The organism is Winogradskyella flava (assembly GCF_014243395.1).
Lineage (GTDB): Bacteria > Bacteroidota > Bacteroidia > Flavobacteriales > Flavobacteriaceae > Winogradskyella > Winogradskyella flava.
On record NZ_JACLCP010000001.1, the window covers coordinates 960,738 to 984,461 of the forward strand.

Sequence of the window (23,724 nt, forward strand, 5' to 3'; positions counted from 1 at the left end):
TTAAACTTTTAATAGTGTTGTAATAAATGTTAGATTATAATTTTTATAGCCTATTATAAGCTTATTATCAGTTTTAATTAAATATTTCTTAATGTTGGCATGGGTTTTGAAAAATAGAACCCATATCAATTTTAAAACAAGAACAATTATGAAAAAATTATTAGTATTTACATTTGTTGTTATCACCGGGTTATTCAATTCAATCAATGCACAAGAGGTTGATTTTGGACTAAAGGCAGGGCTCAATATTGCAAATTTCTCAGGAGGTGATGCCGATAGAAATAGTTTATTAGGTTTACATTTTGGAGGATTTGCTGAAATAGGTCTAAGTGATAAATTTTCGCTTCAGCCGGAATTATTATACTCATTTCAAGGCTCCGAAGCTGAAGATGTGGTAAAAATAAAAGTAGATTATTTAACGATCCCTTTAATGGCGAAATATTATCTAAGCGAGAAATTTAGTCTAGAAGCAGGACCACAGATAGGATTCTTATTGAATGAGAAGGCGGAGTTCAATGATAGTGATCTTCCTGATGCAGAAACGGACGCGTCCAGTTTCGATTTTGGATTGAATATAGGTGCGGCATATAGCATCAGTTCCGATGTGTTTGCTGAAGTACGCTATAATTATGGAATCACTACGGTTGCAGAAAATCCAGATATTAAAAACAGCGTGTTTCAAATTTCATTGGGCTATAAATTCTAAATGACAAAGACATCAATTGAAAAGGCATCTTAGATTTAAGATGTCTTTTTTTGTTTTATAACTACCTCAAGCAATAGGCTATTTAACTAGTAAAGTTTAAATTTGTGCCTTTATTACTAGGAAAGCAGAATATGAGATACGATTTCAATCAAATCGAAAAGAAGTGGCAAGACTACTGGGCAAAAAATGAAACCTTTAAGGCTTCTAACACAAGTGATCAACCAAAATATTATGTTTTGGATATGTTTCCTTACCCAAGTGGTGCTGGTTTACACGTTGGTCATCCGCTAGGATATATTGCTAGTGACATTTATGCACGCTACAAACGTCATAAAGGCTTTAATGTATTACATCCACAAGGTTATGATAGTTTTGGTTTGCCTGCAGAGCAATATGCCATACAAACAGGGCAGCATCCTGCGGTGACTACAGAAGCGAATATCAAAACCTATCGTCGTCAATTGGACCAAATCGGATTTTCTTTTGATTGGAGTAGAGAAGTAAGAACGTCTGACCCAAAATATTACAAGTGGACACAGTGGATTTTTATCCAGTTATTCGAATCTTGGTATAATAATGAAACGCATAAGGCAGAGCATATAGATACGTTAGTAGGCATGTTTAAGGCTGAAGGCAACACCAAAGTTAATGCAGCTTGTGATGACGATATTGACGTCTTCACAGCTGAAGATTGGAATAAATTTTCTGATGTTGAAAAACAAAAAATACTTTTAAAATACAGACTAACCTATTTAGCGGAAACTGAAGTCAACTGGTGTCCTGCGTTAGGAACGGTTTTAGCCAATGACGAAATTGTAAATGGCGTTTCAGAACGTGGCGGACATCCTGTAGTGCGAAAAAAAATGACCCAATGGAGTATGCGTATTTCTGCTTATGCAGAGCGATTACTTCAAGGTTTGGATACTATTGACTGGACGGATGCACTTAAGGATATTCAAAAGAATTGGATAGGTAAGTCAGTTGGTGCGTCAGTCTCGTTTAACGTCATTGCAAGCGAAGCGAAGCAATCTGCCAATTCTGAAAAACAGGTCATTGATGTATTTACGACGCGCCCTGACACCATCTTCGGCGTGTCTTTTATGACCTTAGCACCAGAACATGAGTTGGTGTCTCAAATCACTACTGAGGCTCAAAAAGCTGATGTGGAAGCTTATGTGGAAGCTACTTCCAAACGTAGCGAACGCGATCGTATGGCAGATGTAAAAACCATTTCTGGTGTATTTACAGGTGCTTATGCAGAACATCCATTTACAAAAGAACCAATTCCTATCTGGATTGGTGATTATGTATTAGCAAGCTATGGTACAGGAGCTGTAATGGCTGTACCATGCGGTGATCAGCGTGACTATGACTTTGCCAAGCATTTTGATATTCCTATTCCAAACATTTTTGAAGGTGTTGATATTTCTGAAGAAGCTTTTGCTTCTAAAGACAATGTAAAAATTGCGAATAGTGATTTCCTTAACGGATTGAACTATAAAAAAGCCACCAAACGTGCGATTTACGAATTGGAGCAAATCGGACAAGGTGAAGGTAAAACCAATTACCGTTTGCGTGATGCCGTATTTTCTCGTCAGCGTTATTGGGGAGAACCTTTCCCGGTGTATTATGTCAACGGCATGCCACAAATGATTAATGCGAAGCACTTACCATTAACCCTACCGGAGGTTGAAAAATATCTACCAACCGAAGAAGGCGAACCGCCTTTAGGACGTGCAGATGTTTGGGCTTGGGACACTAAAATAAATACAGTTTGTCATTCTGAACTTGTTTCAGAATCTAATGGCATCTACCCCCTAGAACTCAATACCATGCCAGGTTGGGCAGGTAGCTCCTGGTACTTCTTTAGATACATGGAAGACGCCATGCGAGATGAAGCTTTTGCTACTGAAGATGCACTTAAGTACTGGGAAAATGTAGATTTATATATTGGTGGTAGTGAACATGCGACAGGTCACTTATTGTACTCACGTTTTTGGGTGAAGTTTTTATACGATAGAGGATATGTTGGTGTTGATGAACCTTTTAAAAAGCTGATTAACCAAGGCATGATTTTGGGGACTAGTGCTATTACTTACAGATTAAATCTTATTGATATATCTAGTAATTGCCCTAAAAGTCATGATTTTACTGATGAAGATTTGAATCAAATTGAGGAGTTTGTTCAGAAATATGACCTCAAAATATATATTAGTAAAGATTTGAGTGAGCGTGGTGGAATATCACAAAATAATCGGAATGAAGGTGTCTTATCTGTTGAAAAAGAGTATTTAAAGTTGAAAAAACACTTATTAATTCATTTTCCAGAGCTGGGTAAAATTGTCGATGGAATTTCGGTTAAAACTCAAGAAATTTATGTTGATATAAATATCGTTGAATTAGATTATACGGTAGATATAGAAAAGTTTTTAACTCATCCAATTAATAATAGTAATACTGGTTTGATTCTTTTTAAAGAAGCTGGTGTTTTTGAAGTGAGAATGCGGCAAGAGAAAATGTCCAAGTCCAAATACAATGTGGTCAATCCAGATGATATTGTTGAGCAATATGGTGCCGACAGTTTAAGGCTCTATGAAATGTTTTTAGGACCTTTAGAACAATACAAACCGTGGAATACGGCTGGTATTACAGGTGTGCATGGCTTTCTAAAGAAACTATGGAAATTATATCTTGGTCAAGATAGTTTAAACGTTAATGATACCGAGCCAACAAAAGATAATCTGAAGACGTTACACAAAACGATAAAAAAGGTACAAGAGGATATTGAGAATTTCTCATTCAACACGTCGGTATCTACGTTTATGATTGCGGTTAATGAGTTAACGGCGCAAAAGTGTACAAGCAAAGAGATTCTGGAACCTTTATTGGTATTGATTTCACCGTATGCGCCTCATATTGCTGAGGAGCTATGGGAGAAACTAGGGCATGCCACATCGATTTCAACAGCAGCATTTCCAAAATTTGAAGAAAAGCATTTGGTGGAGAGTTCTAAAAACTACCCAATATCCTTTAATGGTAAAATGCGCTTTACTATGGAATTACCATTAGACTTGAGTAAGGACGATATAGAAGCGGCTGTGATGGCCAACGAAAAAACACTAGAGCAGTTACAAGGACGTACACCTAAAAAAGTGATTGTGGTTCCTGGTAAGATTGTAAACATCGTTGGGTAACCAATTCCTGCGTGTCATACTGAGCTTGTCGAAGTAAAGGCAGGAATCTCATAATTTATTAAAAATACTTTTGAGGTAGCCTTCAATATAATGACCATTATTTTATCTTAGTTGTCAGTTCGAGTGAAATCACAGAAAGTGATTTTGTATCGAGAACTAATTTTTAATAAAATGATACTAAAGCTAAAACGACTTGATAAAATTGGATTATTTTTCTTTTTGGCTTTTATTGTTAGCATGTCACTTATTTGGTTGTTTGAAGAACGCTTCAGTACAGAACAGTGGTTGGAAAATCCAGCGCAGCGTTATAAAATGGTAGATGACCTTATAGAATCTCAAATTCTCATTGGCAAAACCAAAGATGAGGTCGCTGGAGTTTTGGGTCAGCCTAATTTAAGATCTCCAGAGGAAAGAGATGCATTTGCTTACAGCATTGGTGAACACCCCAGTTTTTTCGAATCCAAACGAGAAATGCTGGTCATCACTTTTGTTAACCAAAAGGTTGATGAGGTCACTTTGGCGACTGAGTAGCTCTATTCAATATTCAATGATTGCTTAACTTTGGAATAGGTTTTAAATTTTAATTACACGAAAAAAGTTTAAATTACCAGATAAATTTAAAGACATGCGTAGAATTTTTGCCTTATTTCTTCTTACTCTTTCATTGTCCTGCTCTAGTGACGATAGTGATAATGACTTACCACCTGATCCATATATTTTGGAGGCTATCATTGGTTCTTGGGCTTATGATCAAGTTACCGTTAATGGTGAAGTATTTCTATATGAGCATACGGAAGGTTGTGACAAGGATTTGTTTCAGTTTTATAATCAAGAAGGTAAAGAATTTGATTTTGAGGAACGATATGTCTCCAATTGTGATATTTGCGCTGAGTGTGCATTAACAGCTACAAACTTAAAGTGGCAATTAAATGGTGATATTATCAAATTATTCTTCGGAGAGCAGTTAGTTACGGAGCTTCAAATTTTAGAAGTAGACGAAACACAAATGCGGTATTATCGCGAATTTGACATCGATGATGACGGCCAGATAGATGAAGTAAAAATTACTTCTGTACCTTACGATCCTTACGATGAATTTGATTGATTTTCTCTTCATCGAAATTATATTGCATTCATCTATTGACGTATTTATTTGAAAGAGAGATGTTCGTTGTAGACTTTTCAAAATAACGACTTCAAATTAGGGATTTCATAAAAATGATCTCAAATTGGGTGTCAAATTTGGATAGATAAATAATTTAATAGTATTTCACGTAGCTATTAATCTCAAAAAAATACTATATGAAAATTGGAGTCCCAAAAGAAATCAAGAACAACGAAAACCGAGTTGGCATGACACCAGCTGGTGTTTACGAATTGACAAAGAACAATCACGAGGTGTTTGTGCAAAAAGATGCTGGTTTTGGCAGTGGCTTTTTTGACGAAGATTATGAACAGGTAGGAGCAACCGTTCTAGATACTATTGAAGAAGTTTATACAGCAGCAGATATGATCGTAAAGGTTAAAGAACCAATCGCCGAGGAGTATCCTTTAATTAAATCGCATCACGTGGTATTTACGTATTTCCACTTTGCATCTAGTGAACCATTAACAAGAGCTATGCTCAACAGTGAGGCTGTTTGTATTGCTTATGAAACCGTTGAGGATGAAGATGGTTCTTTACCATTATTGACACCAATGTCTGAGGTGGCAGGTCGTATGGCCATTCAACAAGGTGCAAAATACTTAGAAAAGCCAATTAAGGGCAGAGGCGTTTTATTAGGTGGTGTACCTGGAGTACCTCCAGGAAAAGTATTAGTGCTTGGTGCTGGAATTGTTGGAATCCAAGCCGCTAAAATGGCCGCAGGTTTAGGAGCACATGTCACTATTATGGATATTAATATGAAGCAATTACGTTATGTGAATGATGTGATGCCAAACCATGTAGTTACGGAATTTTCGAGTGAATTTAACATTAGAAAGCGCATAAAAGATCACGATTTAATAATTGGAGGTGTATTGATTAAAGGTGCAAAAGCGCCAAAATTAATCACTAGAGATATGCTAAAAGATATGCGACCAGGAACGGTTGTGGTTGATGTCGCTGTAGATCAAGGCGGTTGTATGGAAACGACCAAAGCCACAACGCATGAAGATCCAACTTATATTATAGATGACGTTGTACATTATTGCGTAGCAAATATGCCAGGTGCTGTACCTTATACGTCTACATTAGCGTTAACAAATGTAACTCTGCCTTATGTACTAAGATTGGCAAACCAAGGTTGGGAAGTGGCATGTGCTAAGGACGCGTCTTTAAGAAAAGGTTTGAATATTGTAAAAGGTAAAATAGTTTACGAAGAAATCGCCCAAGCCTTTAATTGGTCTGTAGATGCCATGTAATAATAGGTGAACTGACATTATTTCTTATTCATTTTTTGGCGTACTATTTGTTATCTTTATAGTATAAAACTTAAAACTATAAAGTTATGACGGGATATTATATACTTGCTGGAGTTATCTTCTTGGTAAGCTCTTACGTAAGTAATAAATTAAAGAGTAAGTTTCAACATTACTCTAAAGTAAGCCTAAGAAATGGAATGAGTGGACGAGAGATTGCTGAAAAAATGTTGGCAGATAATGGGATTTCTGATGTTCAGGTGATTTCGACTGCTGGACAATTGACAGATCATTATAATCCAAGGGATAAAACTGTGAATTTAAGTGAGGTCGTTTATAACCAGCGCAATGCCGCTGCAGCTGCTGTTGCAGCTCACGAAGTTGGTCATGCCATTCAACATGCAAAAGCTTATAGCTGGTTAAAAATGCGCTCTGCCATTGTGCCTGCAGTTGGCATAAGCAGTAAGCTTTCTAATATAGTAATTATGATTGGGCTTGCTTTATCAGTGGGTGGATCGGCTTTTGGTTCTAATATTTTTTTATTGGGCATAGGACTATTTGCAGTAACGACTGCATTTGCATTTATCACTCTGCCTGTTGAATATGATGCTAGTAATCGTGCATTGGCATGGTTAGAGGGTAGGAACATGGTGTCTCAAGAAGAGCACGCAGGCGCAAAAGATGCACTTAAATGGGCAGCAAGAACCTATTTGGTAGCAGCATTAGGGTCGTTAGCAACCTTGCTCTACTTTATTAGTATATTTTTGAATAGAAGATAAAAACCTGATTTTATTTTGATGTAAAAAAGGCTCTGAAATTTGGAGCTTTTTTGCTTTGTTTCAAGAAAAAACTTACATTAGAATGATCTAAATCAACTTAAACCATGGAAAACCAATTACCAAACTCTGAGAACAATAAAGTTATGATTAGTAGCATATCTGATATAGAACGTGCTGCTTTTTATAGAAAAACCTATAGCCACGTGGCTGGAGGTGTTCTTGTATTTATTCTTTTCGAATACTTATTATTACAAAGCGATACCATTATAAACTTTATGCTATCTATGACTGAAGGCTATAAATGGTTATTAATGTTGGGAGGTTTTATGCTTGCTACAAATTATGCCGAAAGTATGGCGATGAGAACTACAGACAAAAACAAGCAATATCTCGCTTATGGTATCTATATCTTCTTTGAAGCACTCATTTTTGTGCCGTTAATTTATATAGCCGCAGTTTATATGGACTCAGGGCCTGAGATTCTTAATCAAGCGGCAATCGTCACTTTAGCATTATTTACTGGTCTATCTGCAGTTGTTTTACTGACCAAGAAAGACTTTTCATTTTTAAAAACAGGACTCGCCATAGGATTCTTTGTTGCTATTGGTCTTATCATAGCAGGAACGCTTTTTGGCTTTAATTTAGGACTATGGTTCTCAGTAGGGATGTGCTTATTAGCTGGTGGTTCTATCTTGTATCAAACCTCAAACATGGTGAATCAATATGGTGTCGAAGACTATATTCCAGCAGCATTAGGTTTGTTTGCATCCTTGATGTTATTATTTTGGTACGTCCTTAGAATATTTATGTCTAGAGATTAAAATAGAAAATAACTATGAAAAAAGCTCTGATTATCCAGAGCTTTTTTCTTGTACAGCATAAATTAATTTCACTGAATTTTAGTTAATACTTCCATATGGAATTTGTGTATATTGCTCACTTCATTTTCGAAATTTGCCATTAATGAAGAAAGCAATAATTATAGGTGCTGGTCCCGCTGGTATTAGCGCATCCTATATTTTGACAAAAAATAATATTGAAGTTGAAATATTCGAGGCTTCCCCTCACGTTGGTGGTATGTCTAGGAGTTTTGATCTTTGGGGACAAACAGTAGATTTAGGACCTCACAGATTTTTCTCAAAAGAACCTAAAGTTAACGACTTCTTCGACGAAATTTTGAAGGATGACTTCACAAACGTTGCCAGATTAACACGCATATATTACAATAAAAGATTTTTTGATTATCCGTTAAAACTATTTAATGTTTTTAAAAATCTTAATATCCTAACAATATTGAGCATTCTTTACTACTATGTAAAGCAACAAATTAGACCAATAAAGAATCCAGCTAGTTTTGAGGGCTGGGTAACAAACAGATTTGGGTATAAGTTATACAGTATTTTTTTTAAAAATTATACAGAGAAGCTTTGGGGCATACCTGGATCTAAAATTGATTCGGATTGGGCTGCACAAAGGATTAAGGGGTTGTCTTTGGTTGAAGCCATTATTAATTCTATTAAAAGTGATTCAAATAATAAGCATAAAACGCTTGTCGATCAATTTAAATATCCGAATGGAGGAACAGGGTCTTTATATAACAAAGCATTAGAGCAGGTTATATCCAACAATGGTGTTCTGCATAAGAAAGAACCGATTGTAAAACTAATCATTGAGAACAATGTTTGTAAAGGTGTGATAACCAAAGATGGTAAAGAGCATTTATCAGACTATGTAATTTCTTCTATGCCAATAACGCATCTAATCAAAGGAATTGTTGATACACCACAATTTGTTCTAGATGCCGCAGACAAGCTCTATTTCAGGAATACAATTTTAGTGTATCTCGAAATTAACAAAGAGGACATTTTTAAGGATAATTGGATTTACATCCATTCGCCTGATGTAAAACATGGGAGAATAACAAACTTTAGAAATTGGGCTCCAAGTCTTAATAAAGGCAAAAAAAGTTCTATTTTATGTATGGAATTCTGGGCTTTTGATGATGACATCTGGAAAGAAGATGACGCTTATCTTGCCAAACTTGCAGAAAAAGAAATAAAACAAATCAAGTTAATAGATGCAGATGAAATCATAGAGAATGTATCTATTAAGAGGGTGCCTAAGTGTTATCCTGTTTATGAAGTGGGTTATAGGGAACATCTAGGGATTATTGAGACTTATCTCAACACAATTAATAATTTAATGCCAATTGGTAGATATGGGGCTTATAAATATAATAATCAAGACCACTCTATTTTGATGGGTATTTTAGCGGCAGAAAAAATTGTACACAATCTAGATCTCAATTTATGGGATATTAATACAGATACAGATTATCAAGAAGATGGCGAGGTCAAAGACGTTTTGATTCAATAAATAGTTTTGTCATTTTTATAAAATCAGATAGTCCGTATAGTGCTATAAATAAATATAGGCTTAAAATTGGAACCATAAAACGAGAAGCTCCTAATGGTCCAGTTAGAAAAGCAACATATAAAATTAGTATTAAAATTATCCAAAATATAAGTTTGCTATGTCTAAGTTTGGTAGCTAAGAAATATCCAAATCCCAAGAACTTTAGAATGTTAAATAATAGAACCAAATTAAAGCATATAATAATCAATACAGGTTGAGTTTTTAGATAATTTAGTCCCCCTTTAATACCACTTTCGTTAAGATGTTTTAATAATCCTACTTCTTCTTTTTCGGAATTCAAACCAAAGAAATTAGACATATCAAATCTTCCTGGGTCAATAAAAATTCTAAATACACCTTTTATGTGGAATATTGAATAATGAAAAAAGTCTTTTTTTATATAGTCAATTGAAGTGTTGTTTAGATAGTCTAGTCTTTCGGGATAATTATTGATTTTACGACTTTCTTGTTTGATTAAATTATTAATGCTTTGCGCATATTCGGGCCCATATTTGTTAGTATGAAAATAGCGAAGATTATAATTTACAATATTGTATTGTTGAATACTTGAGAAATTGTAAGCTCCAGTTCTTTTAAAATTCCATTGGCAATAAAGAAATAATGCTAACAATGGTATAATTGAATAAATAACCCCTCGCTTATAATTTATGCGTCTACTTATGTAATACGTAATTACGATATTTGGAAAAACGAAAAGGTAAAAAACAGGTTTAGCGAGAAACAATAGGGCAACCAGAATTTGATAAAAAATTAAGTATTTCGAAGACTTTTTTGTTAGAAACTTGTGCAAAACGTAAATGGTAATTACAATTAAAAATTGCAAAAATATTTCACTCATTAATAGGTTGGAGTAAATGAACTGATTAAGAGATGAAATTATGAATAAAAATAAAACTAGGCTGTTGGCCTTTCCGAAATAGGATTCAAATATGGACTTAGTTATTAAAATGCTAGACACCGACAATACACTTTGAATGCAAAGTATGGAGATTTTAGAATTGAGAAAACCAGTAGCAAGAATAATAAAAAGGGAGTAAAGCGGAGGTCTTTTGGTGTAAAATTCGGGGTTAATAGATTCACTTAAGTCTCCACTGTAAAATTGAAAATCAGATATTATATTTTTAGCAAGATTGAAATATTCTGAACTGTCTCGTAGAACAAAATAATTATTTTGAAAGATTTTATAAACTAAGAACATTAGCTGTATAACAACTAGGGTTGTTAGAAATTTATTTGTTCTGAAAAGTATCTTCATATTAAGAAACGAGCGTTTATATCTTAATCTGTCTATTAATTTGTTGTTGTAACGAAATAAAAGTTTCAGTTCTTGATACACCTTTAATACCTTGAATTTCGGTATTAAGCAAATGCATTAAATGCTCATTGTCTTTTGATAGAATCTTTATAAAAATACTCCATTCTCCGGTGGTATAGTGGCATTCAATTACCTCAGGTACTTTTTGGAGTTGTTTTACGGCTTCTGGATTACTAACTGCTTTATCTAAATACACACCGACAAAAGCCATAGTCGTATATCCAAGAATCTTCGGGTTAATTATAAATTTTGAACCGGCCAATAAGCCTGATTTTTCTAATTTTTTAAGACGTTGGTGTATGGCAGCACCAGAAATACCCACCTGTCGCGCGATTTCCAAAACAGGTGTTCTGGCATCTTCCATCAATGCTCTTAGTATTTTTTTATCTATGCCATCAATGTATATGCCTTTATCATTAACTTTCATCGAAGATTGATTTTCATTTCCTAGAAATCGGAAATCTTATAATTGTAATTTGTAATATAAAATTAGTAAATAGATTTCAAATTAAAACCTCAGTTCATACATTTAAAGGATTATAGCCTAAATAAGGAACTTCTTTCTCCTTAAATACTACGCCATAGGTTTCAAGCTCTTCTAGAATTGGTGTATACACTTCTTTAGAAATAGGAATCTGTACGCCTGGTGTGGTAATCTTTTTATTTAGAATATCAAGTGTGGCCATAGCTACTGGTAATCCCACAGTTTTTGCCATTGCTGTATAGGTTTGGTCCTCACCAACCACAACCATTGAAGTATCTATTTGATGCTTTTCACCATCGAGCTCATAACCAAACTTGTGGTACATAACGATCATATCTTTGTCGTCTTCACCAAGTGTCCAACTATCCATTAATATTTTTTGAAGAATTTGTGCTGGTGTCGCTTTATCGAGTTCAACTCTTTTTTCAGCATTAAAAATGTCTAGTTCCAAGAATTTATCCCAAACAATATCATCTTGATCAATTTTAAGCGCATGCCTGAACTTAAGTTCTACAGAATCTGTTGGGCTATATGGCAAAAAGGCGTTTACAAAGTCCCGGTAACTCATGTTGGCACTATCATCGATAGTGTAGCTATCGTCTGTCATACCTAATTGAACAAAAACATGCCATGCTCTGCTGAAACCAACGCGTCTCATAGTGCCGCGATATAACGTTTTTACATGGTCAAGACCATAAACATGCTGATACTTTAGCGAATCTCTGTTGGCATAGGCCTCAAATCGACCATAACCGTCAATATCTAAAAATTCGGTTCGTCTAAATAAACGATCGTATGGAATATATTTAAACTGATTTTCCTGCAAAAATTTCGCAGCACCGCCTTGTCCTGCCACCACAACATTTCTTGGATTCCAAGTAAATTTATAATTCCAAAGATTATTATCACTTTCAGGAGCTACCAAGCCGCCAGTAAACGATTCAAATAAAATCATTTTACCGCCTTTGTCTCTTATTCTATCAATCACTTGCATGGCACTCATATGATCAATGCCTGGATCCACACCAATTTCGTTCATAAAAACGAGGTTGTTGGCTTTTGCGTTTTCATCCAAGTCTTGCATTTCTTTACTTACATAAGATGCTGTGACCATGTGCTTTTTGTAAGTGATACAGTCTTTGGCAACCTCCATATGAAAGCGTGCAGGTAACATGGAAACCACAATATCTGCATCTTCTACAGCCTTACTTCGAGATTTAGAATCAAAGACATCCAAATGAATAATATTGACTTTAGAATCTTCACCAACTAATTTTTTAGCATTTTCAATATTAAGATCACCAATGGTAATTTCAAGATTTTCAGTATCTGATTTATCCAGTAAATATTTTATGAGGTAAGATGATGATTTTCCGGCACCAATGATTAAAATCTTTCGCATAGTGGCTTTATATGACTAATTTTGTGTAGCACGAATGTAATAAATACAGAAAGTAAAAGAAACCAAAATCTCACTTTACTTATGAACAAAAAAATATTAATATCAGGCAGTATTTTAGGAATTTTAGGTATCATTTTAGGTGCTTTTGCAGCGCATGGTCTAGAAAAGTTAGTAGATACAGATGCTATAAATTCTTTTGAGACCGGTGTGCGTTATCAAATATATCATGCTTTTTTTCTTTTGATATTGGGCAGTACATCATTTATAAGCTTAAAATCGAAAAAAGTAATCCTCTATGTAGTTATTTTAGGTGTGATTTTCTTCTCGGGTTCTATATATGGTCTAGCCACAAATAACCTCTCAAGTTTTAATTTTAAGACTATTGCACTGATTACGCCGATTGGAGGATTACTGTTAATTATAGCTTGGATTGTGATGTTAATCGGTATAATAAGAAATAAGGTCGATTAATGTCTTTCTGCCGTGCTGTTTTAAAATAAAGTTATAATTTTGCAGCCTAAACAACACAAAAATTATGGTAAACCATACACAATTAACGAAAACGATTTCGTTAGAAGATTACGGTATTAAAAATGCCCAAGTTCATTATCAATTAGAGCCTTCAAAGCTGCAAACCATTACCTTGGAAAAAGGAATGGGTAAAGAAACATCTAATGGAACATTGGCAATTAATACCGGTAAATTTACTGGTCGTTCACCAGAAGATCGTTTTTTGGTTAAAGATGATTATACAAAAGATAAAATTTGGTGGGGGAAATCCAATAAGCCAATCGATTCTGAGCATTTTGATTTTTTACAAAATGAAATTGAACATTACTTAAGCGGTAAGGAAATATTTGTTAGAGACGGTTATGTATGCGCAGATGCTAACTATAAAATGAATGTTAGAACGGTTACCGAATATCCATGGTCTAATATGTTTATTTATAATATGTTTTTAAGACCAACTGCTGAGGAGTTACAAAATTTTGAAGAAGAGTGGTTAGTATTATGCGCACCAGGTTATGAATGTCAAAACCCAGAAGCTCATGGTTTAAGACAAGGAAATTTTTCGATCCTAAATTTCACAAAGAAAATTGCTTTGGTAGGTGGTTCTGCCTATACGGGCGAAATGAAAAAGGGAATTTTTACAGCGTTGAATTTTATTTTGCCTGTGGAAAAAAATGTACTTCCAATGCATTGTTCTGCCAATGTAGGCGAAAATGGTGAAACAGCTATTTTCTTTGGATTATCTGGTACAGGAAAAACAACGTTATCTACAGACGAAAGTCGTCAACTCATTGGAGATGATGAGCATGGATGGACTGCAGAAAACACCGTTTTTAATTTTGAAGGTGGTTGCTATGCCAAAGCGATTAACTTATCTCAAGAACAAGAGCCTGAAATTTATGGTGCTATTAAACCTGGAGCTATTCTCGAGAATATCATTATGGACGATAATGGCAATGTTGATTTTGCTGATACTTCTATTACACAGAATACCCGAGTAAGTTATCCTATTTACCATATTGAAAATATAAAGACACCATCCATTGGAAAAAATCCTAAAAATATATTTTTCCTCACAGCTGATGCATTTGGTGTATTGCCTCCGATTTCAAAACTAGCACCTGCGCAGGCAGCCTATCATTTTATTTCGGGTTATACGGCTAAAGTTGCTGGCACTGAGGCTGGTGTGGTTGAGCCACAACCATCGTTCTCTGCATGCTTTGGAGCACCATTTATGCCATTACATCCAACTGAATATGCCGATATGTTGAGTAAAAAAATGACAGAAGCAGGTGTAAATGTTTGGTTGGTCAATACAGGTTGGACAGGTGGTCCTTATGGTGTAGGAACACGCATGAAATTAAAGTACACACGAGCTATGATTAATGCAGCGTTAAATGGAGATTTAGGCAATTACACTTACGAAGATTATCATATACATTCGGTATTTGGTGTGGCGCAGCCAAGAACTTGTCCTGGCGTGCCTACTGAAGTCTTGAGCCCTAGAGCTACGTGGAATGATGATGAAGCTTATTATAAAATGGCATTCAAACTAACCAATGCGTTTAGGGAGAATTTTAAGAAGTTTGAGTCCTATGCTTCAGAAGAGATTAGACGTGGTGGACCCCAACGTTATGCGTTTTAAATATCGTTACAAATGAATAGGCGATTCCATTTGGAGTCGCTTTATTTTTTCCAACGTACGGATTCCATTATACGCTTAATATCCTTTTTAAGGTATTCTGAAGCTGGGTAAATAGAATCGTAGTTGGGTTTGGCATAGAAATATAAGGAACCACTTAAAAAATGATTTATACTATCGGTTAAATAAAACTGAGATTGAGATGCTGCGTCTCCACCTACTTCGTATAGCATCCCGTAGACTTTAGTGTCTTTGTTTTCAAAAAGATTTTGTGATATCTCATCAGCTTTTAAGGTGTGTTTTTGAGTCAGATTTTGAGCATCTCTCAGTAAGCTGTCCAGATTATCTTCGGTTACGGTTTTATAAGTAAGGTAAATAGTAGCTTTTAAAGCAGGATATTTAATATTTATACCCTTAATTGCTCCTAAGGACTTCACCTTAGTTATAGGTTCTGCAAGTTCATTCTTTTCAAAGCTAAACGGAAGCGGCGTTATTGCTTTTTTATAAACGGCCTGAGGATATTCCAATCTTAAATAGCCTTTTGGTTTTGGTAGGGGATCGTCACCGCAACCTAATATAAAAAGACTCAAAATGGGTATTAGTATGCGTTTCATAATTTAGGTTTAAGTAGGGTTAGCTTAATTTGTTTAATACGTTTACGTTCTAAGGCTTCAATGGTAAAAACGTAATTTTTGAAATTTATTTTACTTCCTATTCTAGGGAAGCCACCAGATATTTCAAGCACAAAGCCAGCAAGGGTTTCCGCCTCTCCTTTTCTGCTTTCAAAATCTTCAAAATCATCTTCGATACCAACAATCTTGTAAACATCTTTGAGGGGAGTTTTTCCTTCAAAGCTATAGTTGTTATCGTCTAATTTTGTGTAGACTAAATCATCATCATCATATTCATCACTAATATCCCCTACAATTTCCTCGATTATATCTTCCAGGGACACCAAGCCTGAGGTGCCACCATATTCATCTACAACGACAGCAAGATGCACTTTTTTAGTTTGAAACTCAACCATTAAGTCATCTAATTTTTTATTCTCTGGCACAAAAAACGGTTCGCGAAGAATACTAGTCCAATCGAATTTCGTTTTGTTCAAGTGAGGCAATAAATCTTTCACATAAAGGACGCCTTTAATACTGTCAATACTTTCTTTGTAAACGGGAATTCTGGAATAACCGTTATCCACAATGTCTTCAATAATAGTTTCGAACGGTGTGTCAATATCTAAGGCAAATAAATCCATTCGTGGCCGCATGACCTGTTTTGTATCGGTATTTCCAAAAGAAACAATACCCTGTAATAACTTTTGTTCTTCGTGAGTGGTGTCGTCGGCATTGGTAAGTTCTAAAGCCTGTGAAAGTTGGTCTACGCTAAGATTAGAACGTTGCTTACCAAATTTATCTTGTATTTTAAGTGTTACAAAACGCATGGGCAAACTAATAGGTGAGAAAATAACGTCTAATACTTTTAGGGGTCTTGCCATAAAAGATGAGAACTTAACACTATTTCTACTGGCGTAAATTTTAGGTACAATTTCGCCGAATAAAAGAATTAAAAATGTTGCTGAAACAACTTCTAATAAGAATCTCAAAATTGCATTCGTAACATCTCTAAAGAGCGTTTCACCAATAAAGGCAAACAGTAATACAATGGCAATATTTATAAAATTATTAGCTACTAAAATTGTAGCTAATAATTTTTTAGGTCGCTCAAGTAAACTAGCGATAATCTGCATAGCTGAGGATTTACTATCAATACCTTCATCAATATTCGACTTTGTGAGTGAAAATAATGCGACTTCGGCTCCAGATATTAGAGCAGAGCAGGCAAGCAGTATTAAAAGCAATACGATACTTGTTATAAACGATGTATTGGTAACTAATAAATTTGAAATTAAAACCGTGGGTTCTGGATCCAAGATAAAATTAAATTAAATTAGAAAGGTAGATCATCATCGCCATCAGGCACTACGCTATTCTGATTTTGCTGCTGAGGTTGTGACGTTTGTTGCATGTTAGGCTGCTGTTGCCCTTGTTGTTGTTCGTTCTTGTTGGTTAGAAACGTAAAATCTGTACATTGTATTTCGGTAGAATAGCGCTCCATGCCTTTATCATCGGTCCACTTTCTAGTTTTAATACGACCTTCAATGTAGACCTTGTCTCCTTTGCTAAGGTATTTTTCGCAAATTTCTGCAGCTTTATTTCTAACTACTATATTATGCCATTCGGTATTGGAGACACGTTCGTTGGTTTGCTTATTTGTATAAGTTTCGTTAGTTGCCAATGGGAAACGACCGACGCAATTTTTATCATCGAAATAATGCATTTTTACTTCATCTCCTAAATGCCCTATTAGCATCACTTTATTTAACGTTCCTGACATAATAAAATTGATTTTGCGTACAAAGTTACTCATTTTGATATCACACCTTTAAAATTAATAAAAAATTGTGAGTTTCTATGTGGTCTGAAAGTTGAAAGCATCAATAAATTTCCCAATTAGAATTGGTACAGGATATTTTTTGACCTCACTAATAGGAATTGATGAATTGGGTAATTGGTCGACTTCTATAATCCAAAACTTTGTATGTAAATGCTGATGTGAGAGTTTGTGGACGTAATCCGTTTCGTTATAAAGCGAATATTCAAAATCGGTACATTCTAAAATAGTATCTTCAGTATTAAGCTTTTGAAATTCGTCTACTTTTAAGCTTTTCTCGGATTCGATCAAAGGAAATTGATACAGGTTTTGCCATATGCCTTTTCCTATTCTTTTTTCAAGAAAAGTGTTTTTGTCATTATCAATAAAGACCAAGAAGTTAAAATATTTAGTAGTGACTTTAGTTTTCTTAAGCTTAACAGGTAATTCATTGACTAAATTCTTTAGAAGTGCAACGCAACGATCATTAAAAGGGCAAACGATGCAATATGGGTTTTTAGGTTTACATTGTGTAGCGCCAAACTCCATTATTGCTTGATTAAATGTGGCAGGTTGCTCCTTATCAATCAATGAAGAAGCTAAGGTCTTAAACTCTTTGATTCCAGCAGTAGAGTTAATAGGTGTGTCAATACCAAAAAAACGCGATAATACCCGATAGACATTCCCATCGACTACAGCAGCAACTTGATTAAAGGCTATTGAGGCGATGGCACTTGCAGTGTAATCACCGACACCTTTCAACTTCAAAAGATCCTTGTAGTTGTTAGGAAACTTACCATCTAGATCAAAAGCGATATGTTTTGCGGTAGAATGTAGATTTCTTGCTCTAGAGTAGTAACCTAAGCCTTGCCAAAGTTTTAGGACGTCTTGTTCTGAGGCATTGGCTAAGTCAAAAATTGTAGGGTATTGTTTTATAAAAGCTTCGTAATAAGGTAAACCTTGTTTAACCTGAGTTTGCTGCAAAATGATTTCTGACAACCAAATAAAATAGGGGTTTTTGGTGCTTCGCCATGGTAATTTTCTTTTATTGTCTGAATACCAGTGAATTAGTCGTTGCTTAAAATCCATTATCATTTTAAAGTGTTAATGCAAAATTAAATCTTTATCACGTTAAATTTTAATTAATTACGTTTGAAATATTGAAATTAATTTACATATATTTGCATCCCTTAGAATTATAGTAACCCTAAAACTAATAACAATGACAAAAGCCGATTTGGTAGCTAAAATATCTGATAAATTGGGTATAGAAAAAGGTGATGTACAAGCTACAGTGGAAACTTTTATGGAAGAGGTAAAATCATCTCTAGAGAGCGGAGATAACGTATACTTAAGAGGTTTCGGAAGTTTCATTATTAAAACAAGAGCTGAAAAAACAGGTCGTAACATTTCAAAAAATACTACGATTAAAATACCAGCTCACAACATACCAGCTTTTAAGCCTGCTAAAGTGTTTTTAGAAGGTGTAAAATCTAACGTTGAAGTAAACTAAAACATTAATTTAAAAAAGCATTATTCATTATGCCAAGTGGTAAAAAAAGAAAAAGACACAAGGTAGCGACGCATAAGCGTAAAAAACGTAGACGCGCTAATCGTCACAAAAAGAAATAGGCTGGGGAAAAGTAGTTTTAAGACTACTTTTTTCAGTTTTAAAGAAACGTTCTTTGATATAGAATTTCAGCACATTTAATAGAGTGTGCTAAAGTTTGCTGGATATTACATCCTGTGTCAAATAATTTAGTAAAATCCATCTAACTCAATGAAGAGCTAGATATAAATTAACATTATGAACAAAGAATTAATCGTAAGATCAAGTTCAGATATTGTTGATTTTGCCTTATTAAAAGATGGAAAACTTATTGAATTACATAAAGATGAAGAGGACAATAACTTTGCAGTTGGTGATATTTTTATTGCCAAAATACGCAAGGTTATGCCAGGTCTAAACGCTGCGTTTGTCAACGTAGGTTACGAGAAAGATGGTTTTTTACACTATCACGATCTAGGTCCAAAATTACCTTCTCTTTTAAAATTCATTAAACGTGTAAGCACAGGAAAATTAAGAGATTACACTCTTAAAGACTTTCCGATGGAAAAGGATTTAGACAAGCATGGCAAAATTGTCAATGCTTTAAAGTCCAATCAATCCATTTTAGTACAAGTAGTTAAGGAACCAATTTCCACAAAAGGACCACGCATTAGCTCAGAATTGTCTATTGCTGGTAGATATATTGTCTTGGTACCGTTTTCTAATCGTATTTCAATTTCTCAAAAAATTGAATCGCAAGAAGAAAAAGACCGTTTAAAGAGACTTGTTAAAAGTATCACACCTAAAGGATTTGGTGTTATTATTCGTACTGTAGCTGAAGGCAAAAAAGTTGCCGAGCTAGATAGTGATTTACAGAATTTGCTGGGACGATGGACCGCAATGTGTAAAAAATTGTACAAAGCACATCATCCTACCAAAGTACTTGGAGAAATGAATAAAGCATCCTCAATTTTGAGGGATATTTTTAATGATTCATTTTCTGGTATCGTAGTAGATGACGAAGAATTGTACATACAAGTAAAAGATTACGTGCAACAGATTGCACCGAAAAAAGAGTCTATTGTAAAATATTACAAAAACGGAGTTCCAATTTTCGAAAAATTTGGAATAGAACGTCAAATTAAAACATCGTTCGGAAAGACCGTTTCCATGGCAAAAGGAGCTTACTTGGTAATAGAGCATACAGAAGCTATGCACGTTATAGACGTAAATAGTGGTAACCGTTCTAATAAACAAAAAAGCCAAGAAGACACTGCTTTGGAAGTAAATATGATTTCTGCTGCGGAAATTGCTCGCCAATTGCGCTTGCGTGATATGGGAGGCATAATTGTTATTGACTTTATTGATATGGGTCGAGCCGAGAACAGAAAGAAGCTTTACAACTTTCTCAGAGATGAGATGAAAGACGACAAAGCAAAGCACAAAATATTGCCGCCGAGTAAGTTTGGGTTAGTGCAAATAACCAGACAACGCGTTAGGCCAGAGCGCAATATTAAAACTAAAGAACAGAATCCAAATCTAGTAGGTGGAGCCGAAATCGAGGCGCCAATTAAAGTGGTGGAACGCATTAAGCAAGACCTAGAAAGGATTTTGAAAAAAGACTATAAAAAGATAACCTTAAACGCGCATCCTTTTATAGCTGCCTTTTTAACCAAAGGGTATCCATCAGTACGTACAAAGTGGTTCTTTGAACATAAAAAATGGGTAAAAGTTTTACCTAGAGATGCTTACACTTATCTTGAATACCATTTCTTTGACAAAGATGGTAACAAAATCAAATAATATCTATTAAAAAAAGCCCAATTGAAACTTCAGTTGGGCTTTTTTCTTTTGACTTTTTATATAATAGAACGTTGAAGAACATTCAAAAACATTATAACTATAGCTTGACTAATTTAGTTGTCATAGTTTGGTTATTATCGTTTTCAACTTTTACAATGTACATTCCAGTATTTAAGGTTGAAATATCAAATGCATCTGTTCTAGTAAAATCGCCTTTAAAGGACTTAACCATTTTGCCAGTTAAGTCATAAATTTCAAGGTCAGAGACATTAGTATTTATGCTAAATGATGAACGAGATGGATTCGGGTAAATAGTGAATCCAAATAACTCATTGTCATCTACACTTAGAACATTGGAAGGTTGATTTCCTAAAATTCTGAATTGTCCTGCAGGAATGGTAATCGAAGCTGTAGAATTAGCAACCGTTGTAGTTCCTGAGGAATCCATTAAATCATACCATGTGGTTGTTACACCAGCAGGGAAATTTGTATTTACCGTTTGAGATACCACATCGAAATTGGCAAGAATGATAACATTCTTCAATTCTGAAGTTGGTATTGAATTATCGAAGATGTCAATTCTTGGTGTGAAATCTCCTGAAGTCATGGTGTAATCACCTTCAAAAACGGGCTCTTCAGTTTTTAGTTTATGGAGTTTAGACCAATCTTGGTAAACTTGTGCTCTTACGGCATCTGTTAACCAATTATTCACCCATTGTGGTTGAGGCTTAGTGTCTAACTTACAATCGCCGTTACCGTCACCATCACCAGGGAAATTGGTAGTTCCATTTGAACAAGTAAAAATAGAATTTTCCATGCCTAACTCTCCGAAATGCCATATCATTTTTGGACCTGGCACCATAACAGAAACTGCTGCTAAAGGCGACATTCTCGATATCGCTGTATTAAGATCTTGTATATTATGTCCAGAATTACTTGTGTTTCCAAAAGCTAAATTCTTGTACATTAAACGCTCTTCGTCATGGCTTTCTGGATAACCCACAACTCTAGGTCCATTAAACTGAGAACGGGAGTTATGACCAATACCATTAATATTTTTATTACCATTTTGTCCCATGGTCAGCTCATTGTAAGGGTCGGTCATTTTACCCCACATCATTACACCTTTACCCTCTGCATATCTATAATTTGCCCACTCTTTTTCTTCATTTTCACTCCCTAAGTGTTCAAAAATTACATAGTGATCTGAATCTAAGGACCAAGAATAATCTGCATATTCTTTAAGTATATCTACACGGTCTTGTTGGTAATTGTTGGTGCAGCTTTCGTCATTAGAACTACAATTTTGTGTAAAACCTTTGGTTAAATCCCAACGGATCCCATCAATCCTAAAGTCTTGGACCCAATGTTCTACAACCCTTTTCGTATAAGCTCTGGTAAATGAATTTGAATGATCAAAGTCTGAGCCTACATTATAGCTGTGCCTAGGCGAAGTGTTAAAATAAGGATTTTCTGAGCTTGGCCCGCCCCAACCGTCACCATCGGGATCATCCATCCACATTCTAACCATTGGATTGCGACCAAAAGCATGGTTTATGGCTAAGTCTAATATAACTGCGATACCATTTTGATGACATAAGTCTACGAATTCCTTAAACTTATCTTCAGTACCATAATATTTATCTAAAGCCATATGAAAAGAGGTGTTATAGCCCCAGCTCTCATTACCCTCAAATTCCATTACTGGCATTAATTGTATGGCATTAACATTAAGGTTTTTAAAATAATCTATGCGATCTATAAGATCTTGATAATTCTTATTCGTATCAAAGTCTCTTATAAGTACTTCGTAAATTATTAAATCTTCTTTTTTGGGTTTAACGAAGTTAGTAACCTGCCAATTGTATGGTGTTTGATCGGTTTGAAATAAAGATACCTCGCGTTCTTGTCCGCTTGGATATGACGGTATATTCGGATATGATGAAGCAGGTATAAAAGGATCATCAAAAGGCGATAAAACTAAAGTTGAGAATGGGTCAGCTGTTTTTACCATAGCTGGCGATGTACCAGAAGGTGTTTTGTCTACAACCCAATATTGAAAGGTCTGTAATTCTCCAATATCAGCTGGCTCTAAAGTTATAGTCAACCAGAATTTATTATTCCTAGAAGGATCACGTTTCATAGCATAAGAGGTGTCTGGTTGCCAGTCATTAAAACTGCCCGCGATGTAAACAAAATCTTTTCCAGGTGCGTAAAGCACAAAAGTCACTTTTGATGGATCATTTGGGTCATAATTAATGCCGTCCTCAAAACTTCCACTCCATATTTGAAAATTAGTATTAGGGTCTATTAAAGCACTAAAGCGCTTTGTTATTGTAGTACCATTTAGTACAGCGGTTAATTCATAGTTTTTGTTTTCTGTAATATTTGCGTCAGTATAGGAATAACTTGATACAGAATTTGCAGTATCTATAACCTGACCATTAGCACTAAGAGTATAGTTAGCATTACCTCCAATATTGGATGCAGTAATGTTTAAGCTCTCACCAGAATTAATGATGGAAGTATCCTCAGTTGGTGAAGAAAGACTTAACTGAAAAGTACCAACTTCAAAAATAAAGTCGTTACAACCACTGGCTTTAAATTCCTCTGAACCATCAGCATTTCTAAATACCATACCCATTAATACAGCATTTGCAGCTTGCGTAGGTGTTAAGCCATAATAGGTTTCTGGTACCAAAGTAATAGAATAAATACCACCACCTTGACTGGTCATTTCTCCAACACCATCATCTTGGCCCCAATTTCCAATAACACTAAAACCAAAGGCATTAGATTCATCTCCAATACCAGAATGCATATAAACTTTACTTGGATTGTTAAAGCCATTGCAGTCCGTTGCACTGCTGTTTATATCAAGAGTGATGGTTATACTTTCGTCAACTTCAAATGGATTCGGAGTAATTGTTACTTGAGCGTAAGATAGTATAGCAGTTCCTACGAGTAGGATTGATAAGTAAAACTTTTTCATAGTCATTGTTTTTTAATAAAAAAGGGCTAATTGAATCAGCGATTAAACTTTTCAGTTAGCCCTTTAAAGGTTTTAAGACAAA

At 35.0% G+C, this 23,724-nt stretch carries 20 protein-coding genes; 12 read left to right on the top strand and 8 right to left on the bottom strand.

The window, feature by feature from the left end:
* Positions 1-148 precede the first annotated feature (148 nt).
* The 8 genes from H7F21_RS04310 (at position 149) to H7F21_RS04345 (ending at position 9,455) form a co-directional block, all read left to right on the top strand.
* Positions 149-706: a porin family protein gene (locus H7F21_RS04310; RefSeq protein WP_185787987.1), complete on the top strand. Its 558-nt coding sequence runs from the start codon at positions 149-151 to the stop codon at positions 704-706.
* Positions 707-837: 131 nt separating this feature from the next.
* Positions 838-3,900, top strand: coding sequence for a leucine--tRNA ligase (locus tag H7F21_RS04315; protein WP_185788553.1), 3,063 nt, complete (start codon positions 838-840; stop codon positions 3,898-3,900).
* A gap of 171 nt (positions 3,901-4,071) precedes the next feature.
* Positions 4,072-4,431, top strand: a complete 360-nt coding sequence (locus H7F21_RS04320; RefSeq protein ID WP_185787988.1) for a hypothetical protein — start codon at positions 4,072-4,074, stop codon at positions 4,429-4,431.
* Positions 4,432-4,525: 94 nt separating this feature from the next.
* A complete protein-coding gene (locus H7F21_RS04325) occupies positions 4,526-5,005 on the top strand; it encodes a hypothetical protein (RefSeq protein ID WP_185787989.1) in 480 nt (159 codons plus the stop codon).
* A gap of 197 nt (positions 5,006-5,202) precedes the next feature.
* Positions 5,203-6,303 carry an alanine dehydrogenase gene (gene ald, locus H7F21_RS04330; protein WP_185787990.1) on the top strand — a complete coding sequence of 367 codons (1,101 nt, stop codon included), beginning with the start codon at positions 5,203-5,205 and terminating at the stop codon, positions 6,301-6,303.
* 86 nt (positions 6,304-6,389) lie between these two features.
* Positions 6,390-7,079, top strand: a complete 690-nt coding sequence (locus tag H7F21_RS04335; RefSeq protein WP_185787991.1) for a zinc metallopeptidase — start codon at positions 6,390-6,392, stop codon at positions 7,077-7,079.
* 104 nt (positions 7,080-7,183) lie between these two features.
* Positions 7,184-7,900 carry a Bax inhibitor-1/YccA family protein gene (locus tag H7F21_RS04340; protein ID WP_185787992.1) on the top strand — a complete coding sequence of 239 codons (717 nt, stop codon included), beginning with the start codon at positions 7,184-7,186 and terminating at the stop codon, positions 7,898-7,900.
* A gap of 142 nt (positions 7,901-8,042) precedes the next feature.
* Complete coding sequence (locus H7F21_RS04345) at positions 8,043-9,455, top strand: NAD(P)-binding protein (protein WP_185787993.1); 1,413 nt, start codon at positions 8,043-8,045, stop codon at positions 9,453-9,455.
* Here H7F21_RS04345 and H7F21_RS17600 read toward each other — a convergent pair.
* The 3 genes from H7F21_RS17600 to H7F21_RS04360 form a co-directional block, all read right to left on the bottom strand.
* On the bottom strand, positions 9,433-10,770 hold the full coding sequence (locus tag H7F21_RS17600; protein ID WP_185787994.1) for a glycosyltransferase family 39 protein: 1,338 nt from the start codon (positions 10,768-10,770) through the stop codon (positions 9,433-9,435). The genes H7F21_RS04345 and H7F21_RS17600 overlap by 23 nt on opposite strands.
* Before the next feature lie 16 nt (positions 10,771-10,786).
* Positions 10,787-11,257 carry an Lrp/AsnC ligand binding domain-containing protein gene (locus H7F21_RS04355; RefSeq protein ID WP_185787995.1) on the bottom strand — a complete coding sequence of 157 codons (471 nt, stop codon included), beginning with the start codon at positions 11,255-11,257 and terminating at the stop codon, positions 10,787-10,789.
* Between the two features lie 94 nt (positions 11,258-11,351).
* Positions 11,352-12,716, bottom strand: a complete 1,365-nt coding sequence (locus H7F21_RS04360) for a saccharopine dehydrogenase family protein (protein WP_185787996.1) — start codon at positions 12,714-12,716, stop codon at positions 11,352-11,354.
* An 81-nt stretch (positions 12,717-12,797) separates the two neighbouring features.
* On the opposite strand from H7F21_RS04360, the gene H7F21_RS04365 reads away from it, so the two are divergent.
* Positions 12,798-13,187 carry a DUF423 domain-containing protein gene (locus tag H7F21_RS04365; protein WP_185787997.1) on the top strand — a complete coding sequence of 130 codons (390 nt, stop codon included), beginning with the start codon at positions 12,798-12,800 and terminating at the stop codon, positions 13,185-13,187.
* A 64-nt stretch (positions 13,188-13,251) separates the two neighbouring features.
* On the top strand, positions 13,252-14,871 hold the full coding sequence (gene pckA / locus H7F21_RS04370) for a phosphoenolpyruvate carboxykinase (ATP) (protein ID WP_185787998.1): 1,620 nt from the start codon (positions 13,252-13,254) through the stop codon (positions 14,869-14,871).
* A gap of 41 nt (positions 14,872-14,912) precedes the next feature.
* On the opposite strand, the gene gldD is transcribed toward pckA, so the two are convergent.
* From gldD to mutY, 4 genes are all read right to left on the bottom strand, one after another.
* The gene (gldD, locus tag H7F21_RS04375; RefSeq protein WP_185787999.1) at positions 14,913-15,482 is read right to left on the bottom strand and encodes a gliding motility lipoprotein GldD; all 570 of its coding nucleotides are present in this window, start codon (positions 15,480-15,482) and stop codon (positions 14,913-14,915) included.
* Positions 15,479-16,798, bottom strand: a complete 1,320-nt coding sequence (locus tag H7F21_RS04380; protein WP_185788000.1) for a gliding motility-associated protein GldE — start codon at positions 16,796-16,798, stop codon at positions 15,479-15,481. The genes gldD and H7F21_RS04380 overlap by 4 nt, the downstream gene beginning before the upstream one ends.
* 17 nt (positions 16,799-16,815) lie before the next feature.
* Positions 16,816-17,262, bottom strand: coding sequence for a single-stranded DNA-binding protein (locus H7F21_RS04385; protein WP_185788001.1), 447 nt, complete (start codon positions 17,260-17,262; stop codon positions 16,816-16,818).
* 75 nt (positions 17,263-17,337) lie between these two features.
* A complete protein-coding gene (gene mutY / locus H7F21_RS04390; protein WP_185788002.1) occupies positions 17,338-18,387 on the bottom strand; it encodes an A/G-specific adenine glycosylase in 1,050 nt (349 codons plus the stop codon).
* A 133-nt stretch (positions 18,388-18,520) separates the two neighbouring features.
* Between mutY and H7F21_RS04395 the strand changes: the two genes are divergently transcribed.
* Both H7F21_RS04395 and H7F21_RS04400 read left to right on the top strand, forming a co-directional pair.
* On the top strand, positions 18,521-18,811 hold the full coding sequence (locus tag H7F21_RS04395) for an HU family DNA-binding protein (RefSeq protein ID WP_185788003.1): 291 nt from the start codon (positions 18,521-18,523) through the stop codon (positions 18,809-18,811).
* A 294-nt stretch (positions 18,812-19,105) separates the two neighbouring features.
* On the top strand, positions 19,106-20,650 hold the full coding sequence (locus tag H7F21_RS04400) for an Rne/Rng family ribonuclease (protein WP_185788004.1): 1,545 nt from the start codon (positions 19,106-19,108) through the stop codon (positions 20,648-20,650).
* 97 nt (positions 20,651-20,747) lie between these two features.
* Here the strand turns inward: H7F21_RS04400 and H7F21_RS04405 are convergent, their stop codons facing one another.
* The gene (locus H7F21_RS04405; protein ID WP_185788005.1) at positions 20,748-23,642 is read right to left on the bottom strand and encodes an alpha-amylase family glycosyl hydrolase; all 2,895 of its coding nucleotides are present in this window, start codon (positions 23,640-23,642) and stop codon (positions 20,748-20,750) included.
* Positions 23,643-23,724 lie beyond the last annotated feature (82 nt).

Coding starts and splice junctions, on each gene's coding strand:
- H7F21_RS04310 (WP_185787987.1), top strand. CDS start 149: ATGAAAAAATTATTAGTATTTACATTTGTTGTTATCACCGGGTTATTC.
- H7F21_RS04315 (WP_185788553.1), top strand. CDS start 838: ATGAGATACGATTTCAATCAAATCGAAAAGAAGTGGCAAGACTACTGG.
- H7F21_RS04320 (WP_185787988.1), top strand. CDS start 4,072: ATGATACTAAAGCTAAAACGACTTGATAAAATTGGATTATTTTTCTTT.
- H7F21_RS04325 (WP_185787989.1), top strand. CDS start 4,526: ATGCGTAGAATTTTTGCCTTATTTCTTCTTACTCTTTCATTGTCCTGC.
- ald (WP_185787990.1), top strand. CDS start 5,203: ATGAAAATTGGAGTCCCAAAAGAAATCAAGAACAACGAAAACCGAGTT.
- H7F21_RS04335 (WP_185787991.1), top strand. CDS start 6,390: ATGACGGGATATTATATACTTGCTGGAGTTATCTTCTTGGTAAGCTCT.
- H7F21_RS04340 (WP_185787992.1), top strand. CDS start 7,184: ATGGAAAACCAATTACCAAACTCTGAGAACAATAAAGTTATGATTAGT.
- H7F21_RS04345 (WP_185787993.1), top strand. CDS start 8,043: ATGAAGAAAGCAATAATTATAGGTGCTGGTCCCGCTGGTATTAGCGCA.
- H7F21_RS17600 (WP_185787994.1), bottom strand. CDS start 10,770: ATGAAGATACTTTTCAGAACAAATAAATTTCTAACAACCCTAGTTGTT.
- H7F21_RS04355 (WP_185787995.1), bottom strand. CDS start 11,257: ATGAAAGTTAATGATAAAGGCATATACATTGATGGCATAGATAAAAAA.
- H7F21_RS04360 (WP_185787996.1), bottom strand. CDS start 12,716: ATGCGAAAGATTTTAATCATTGGTGCCGGAAAATCATCATCTTACCTC.
- H7F21_RS04365 (WP_185787997.1), top strand. CDS start 12,798: ATGAACAAAAAAATATTAATATCAGGCAGTATTTTAGGAATTTTAGGT.
- pckA (WP_185787998.1), top strand. CDS start 13,252: ATGGTAAACCATACACAATTAACGAAAACGATTTCGTTAGAAGATTAC.
- gldD (WP_185787999.1), bottom strand. CDS start 15,482: ATGAAACGCATACTAATACCCATTTTGAGTCTTTTTATATTAGGTTGC.
- H7F21_RS04385 (WP_185788001.1), bottom strand. CDS start 17,262: ATGTCAGGAACGTTAAATAAAGTGATGCTAATAGGGCATTTAGGAGAT.
- mutY (WP_185788002.1), bottom strand. CDS start 18,387: ATGGATTTTAAGCAACGACTAATTCACTGGTATTCAGACAATAAAAGA.
- H7F21_RS04395 (WP_185788003.1), top strand. CDS start 18,521: ATGACAAAAGCCGATTTGGTAGCTAAAATATCTGATAAATTGGGTATA.
- H7F21_RS04400 (WP_185788004.1), top strand. CDS start 19,106: ATGAACAAAGAATTAATCGTAAGATCAAGTTCAGATATTGTTGATTTT.
- H7F21_RS04405 (WP_185788005.1), bottom strand. CDS start 23,642: ATGAAAAAGTTTTACTTATCAATCCTACTCGTAGGAACTGCTATACTA.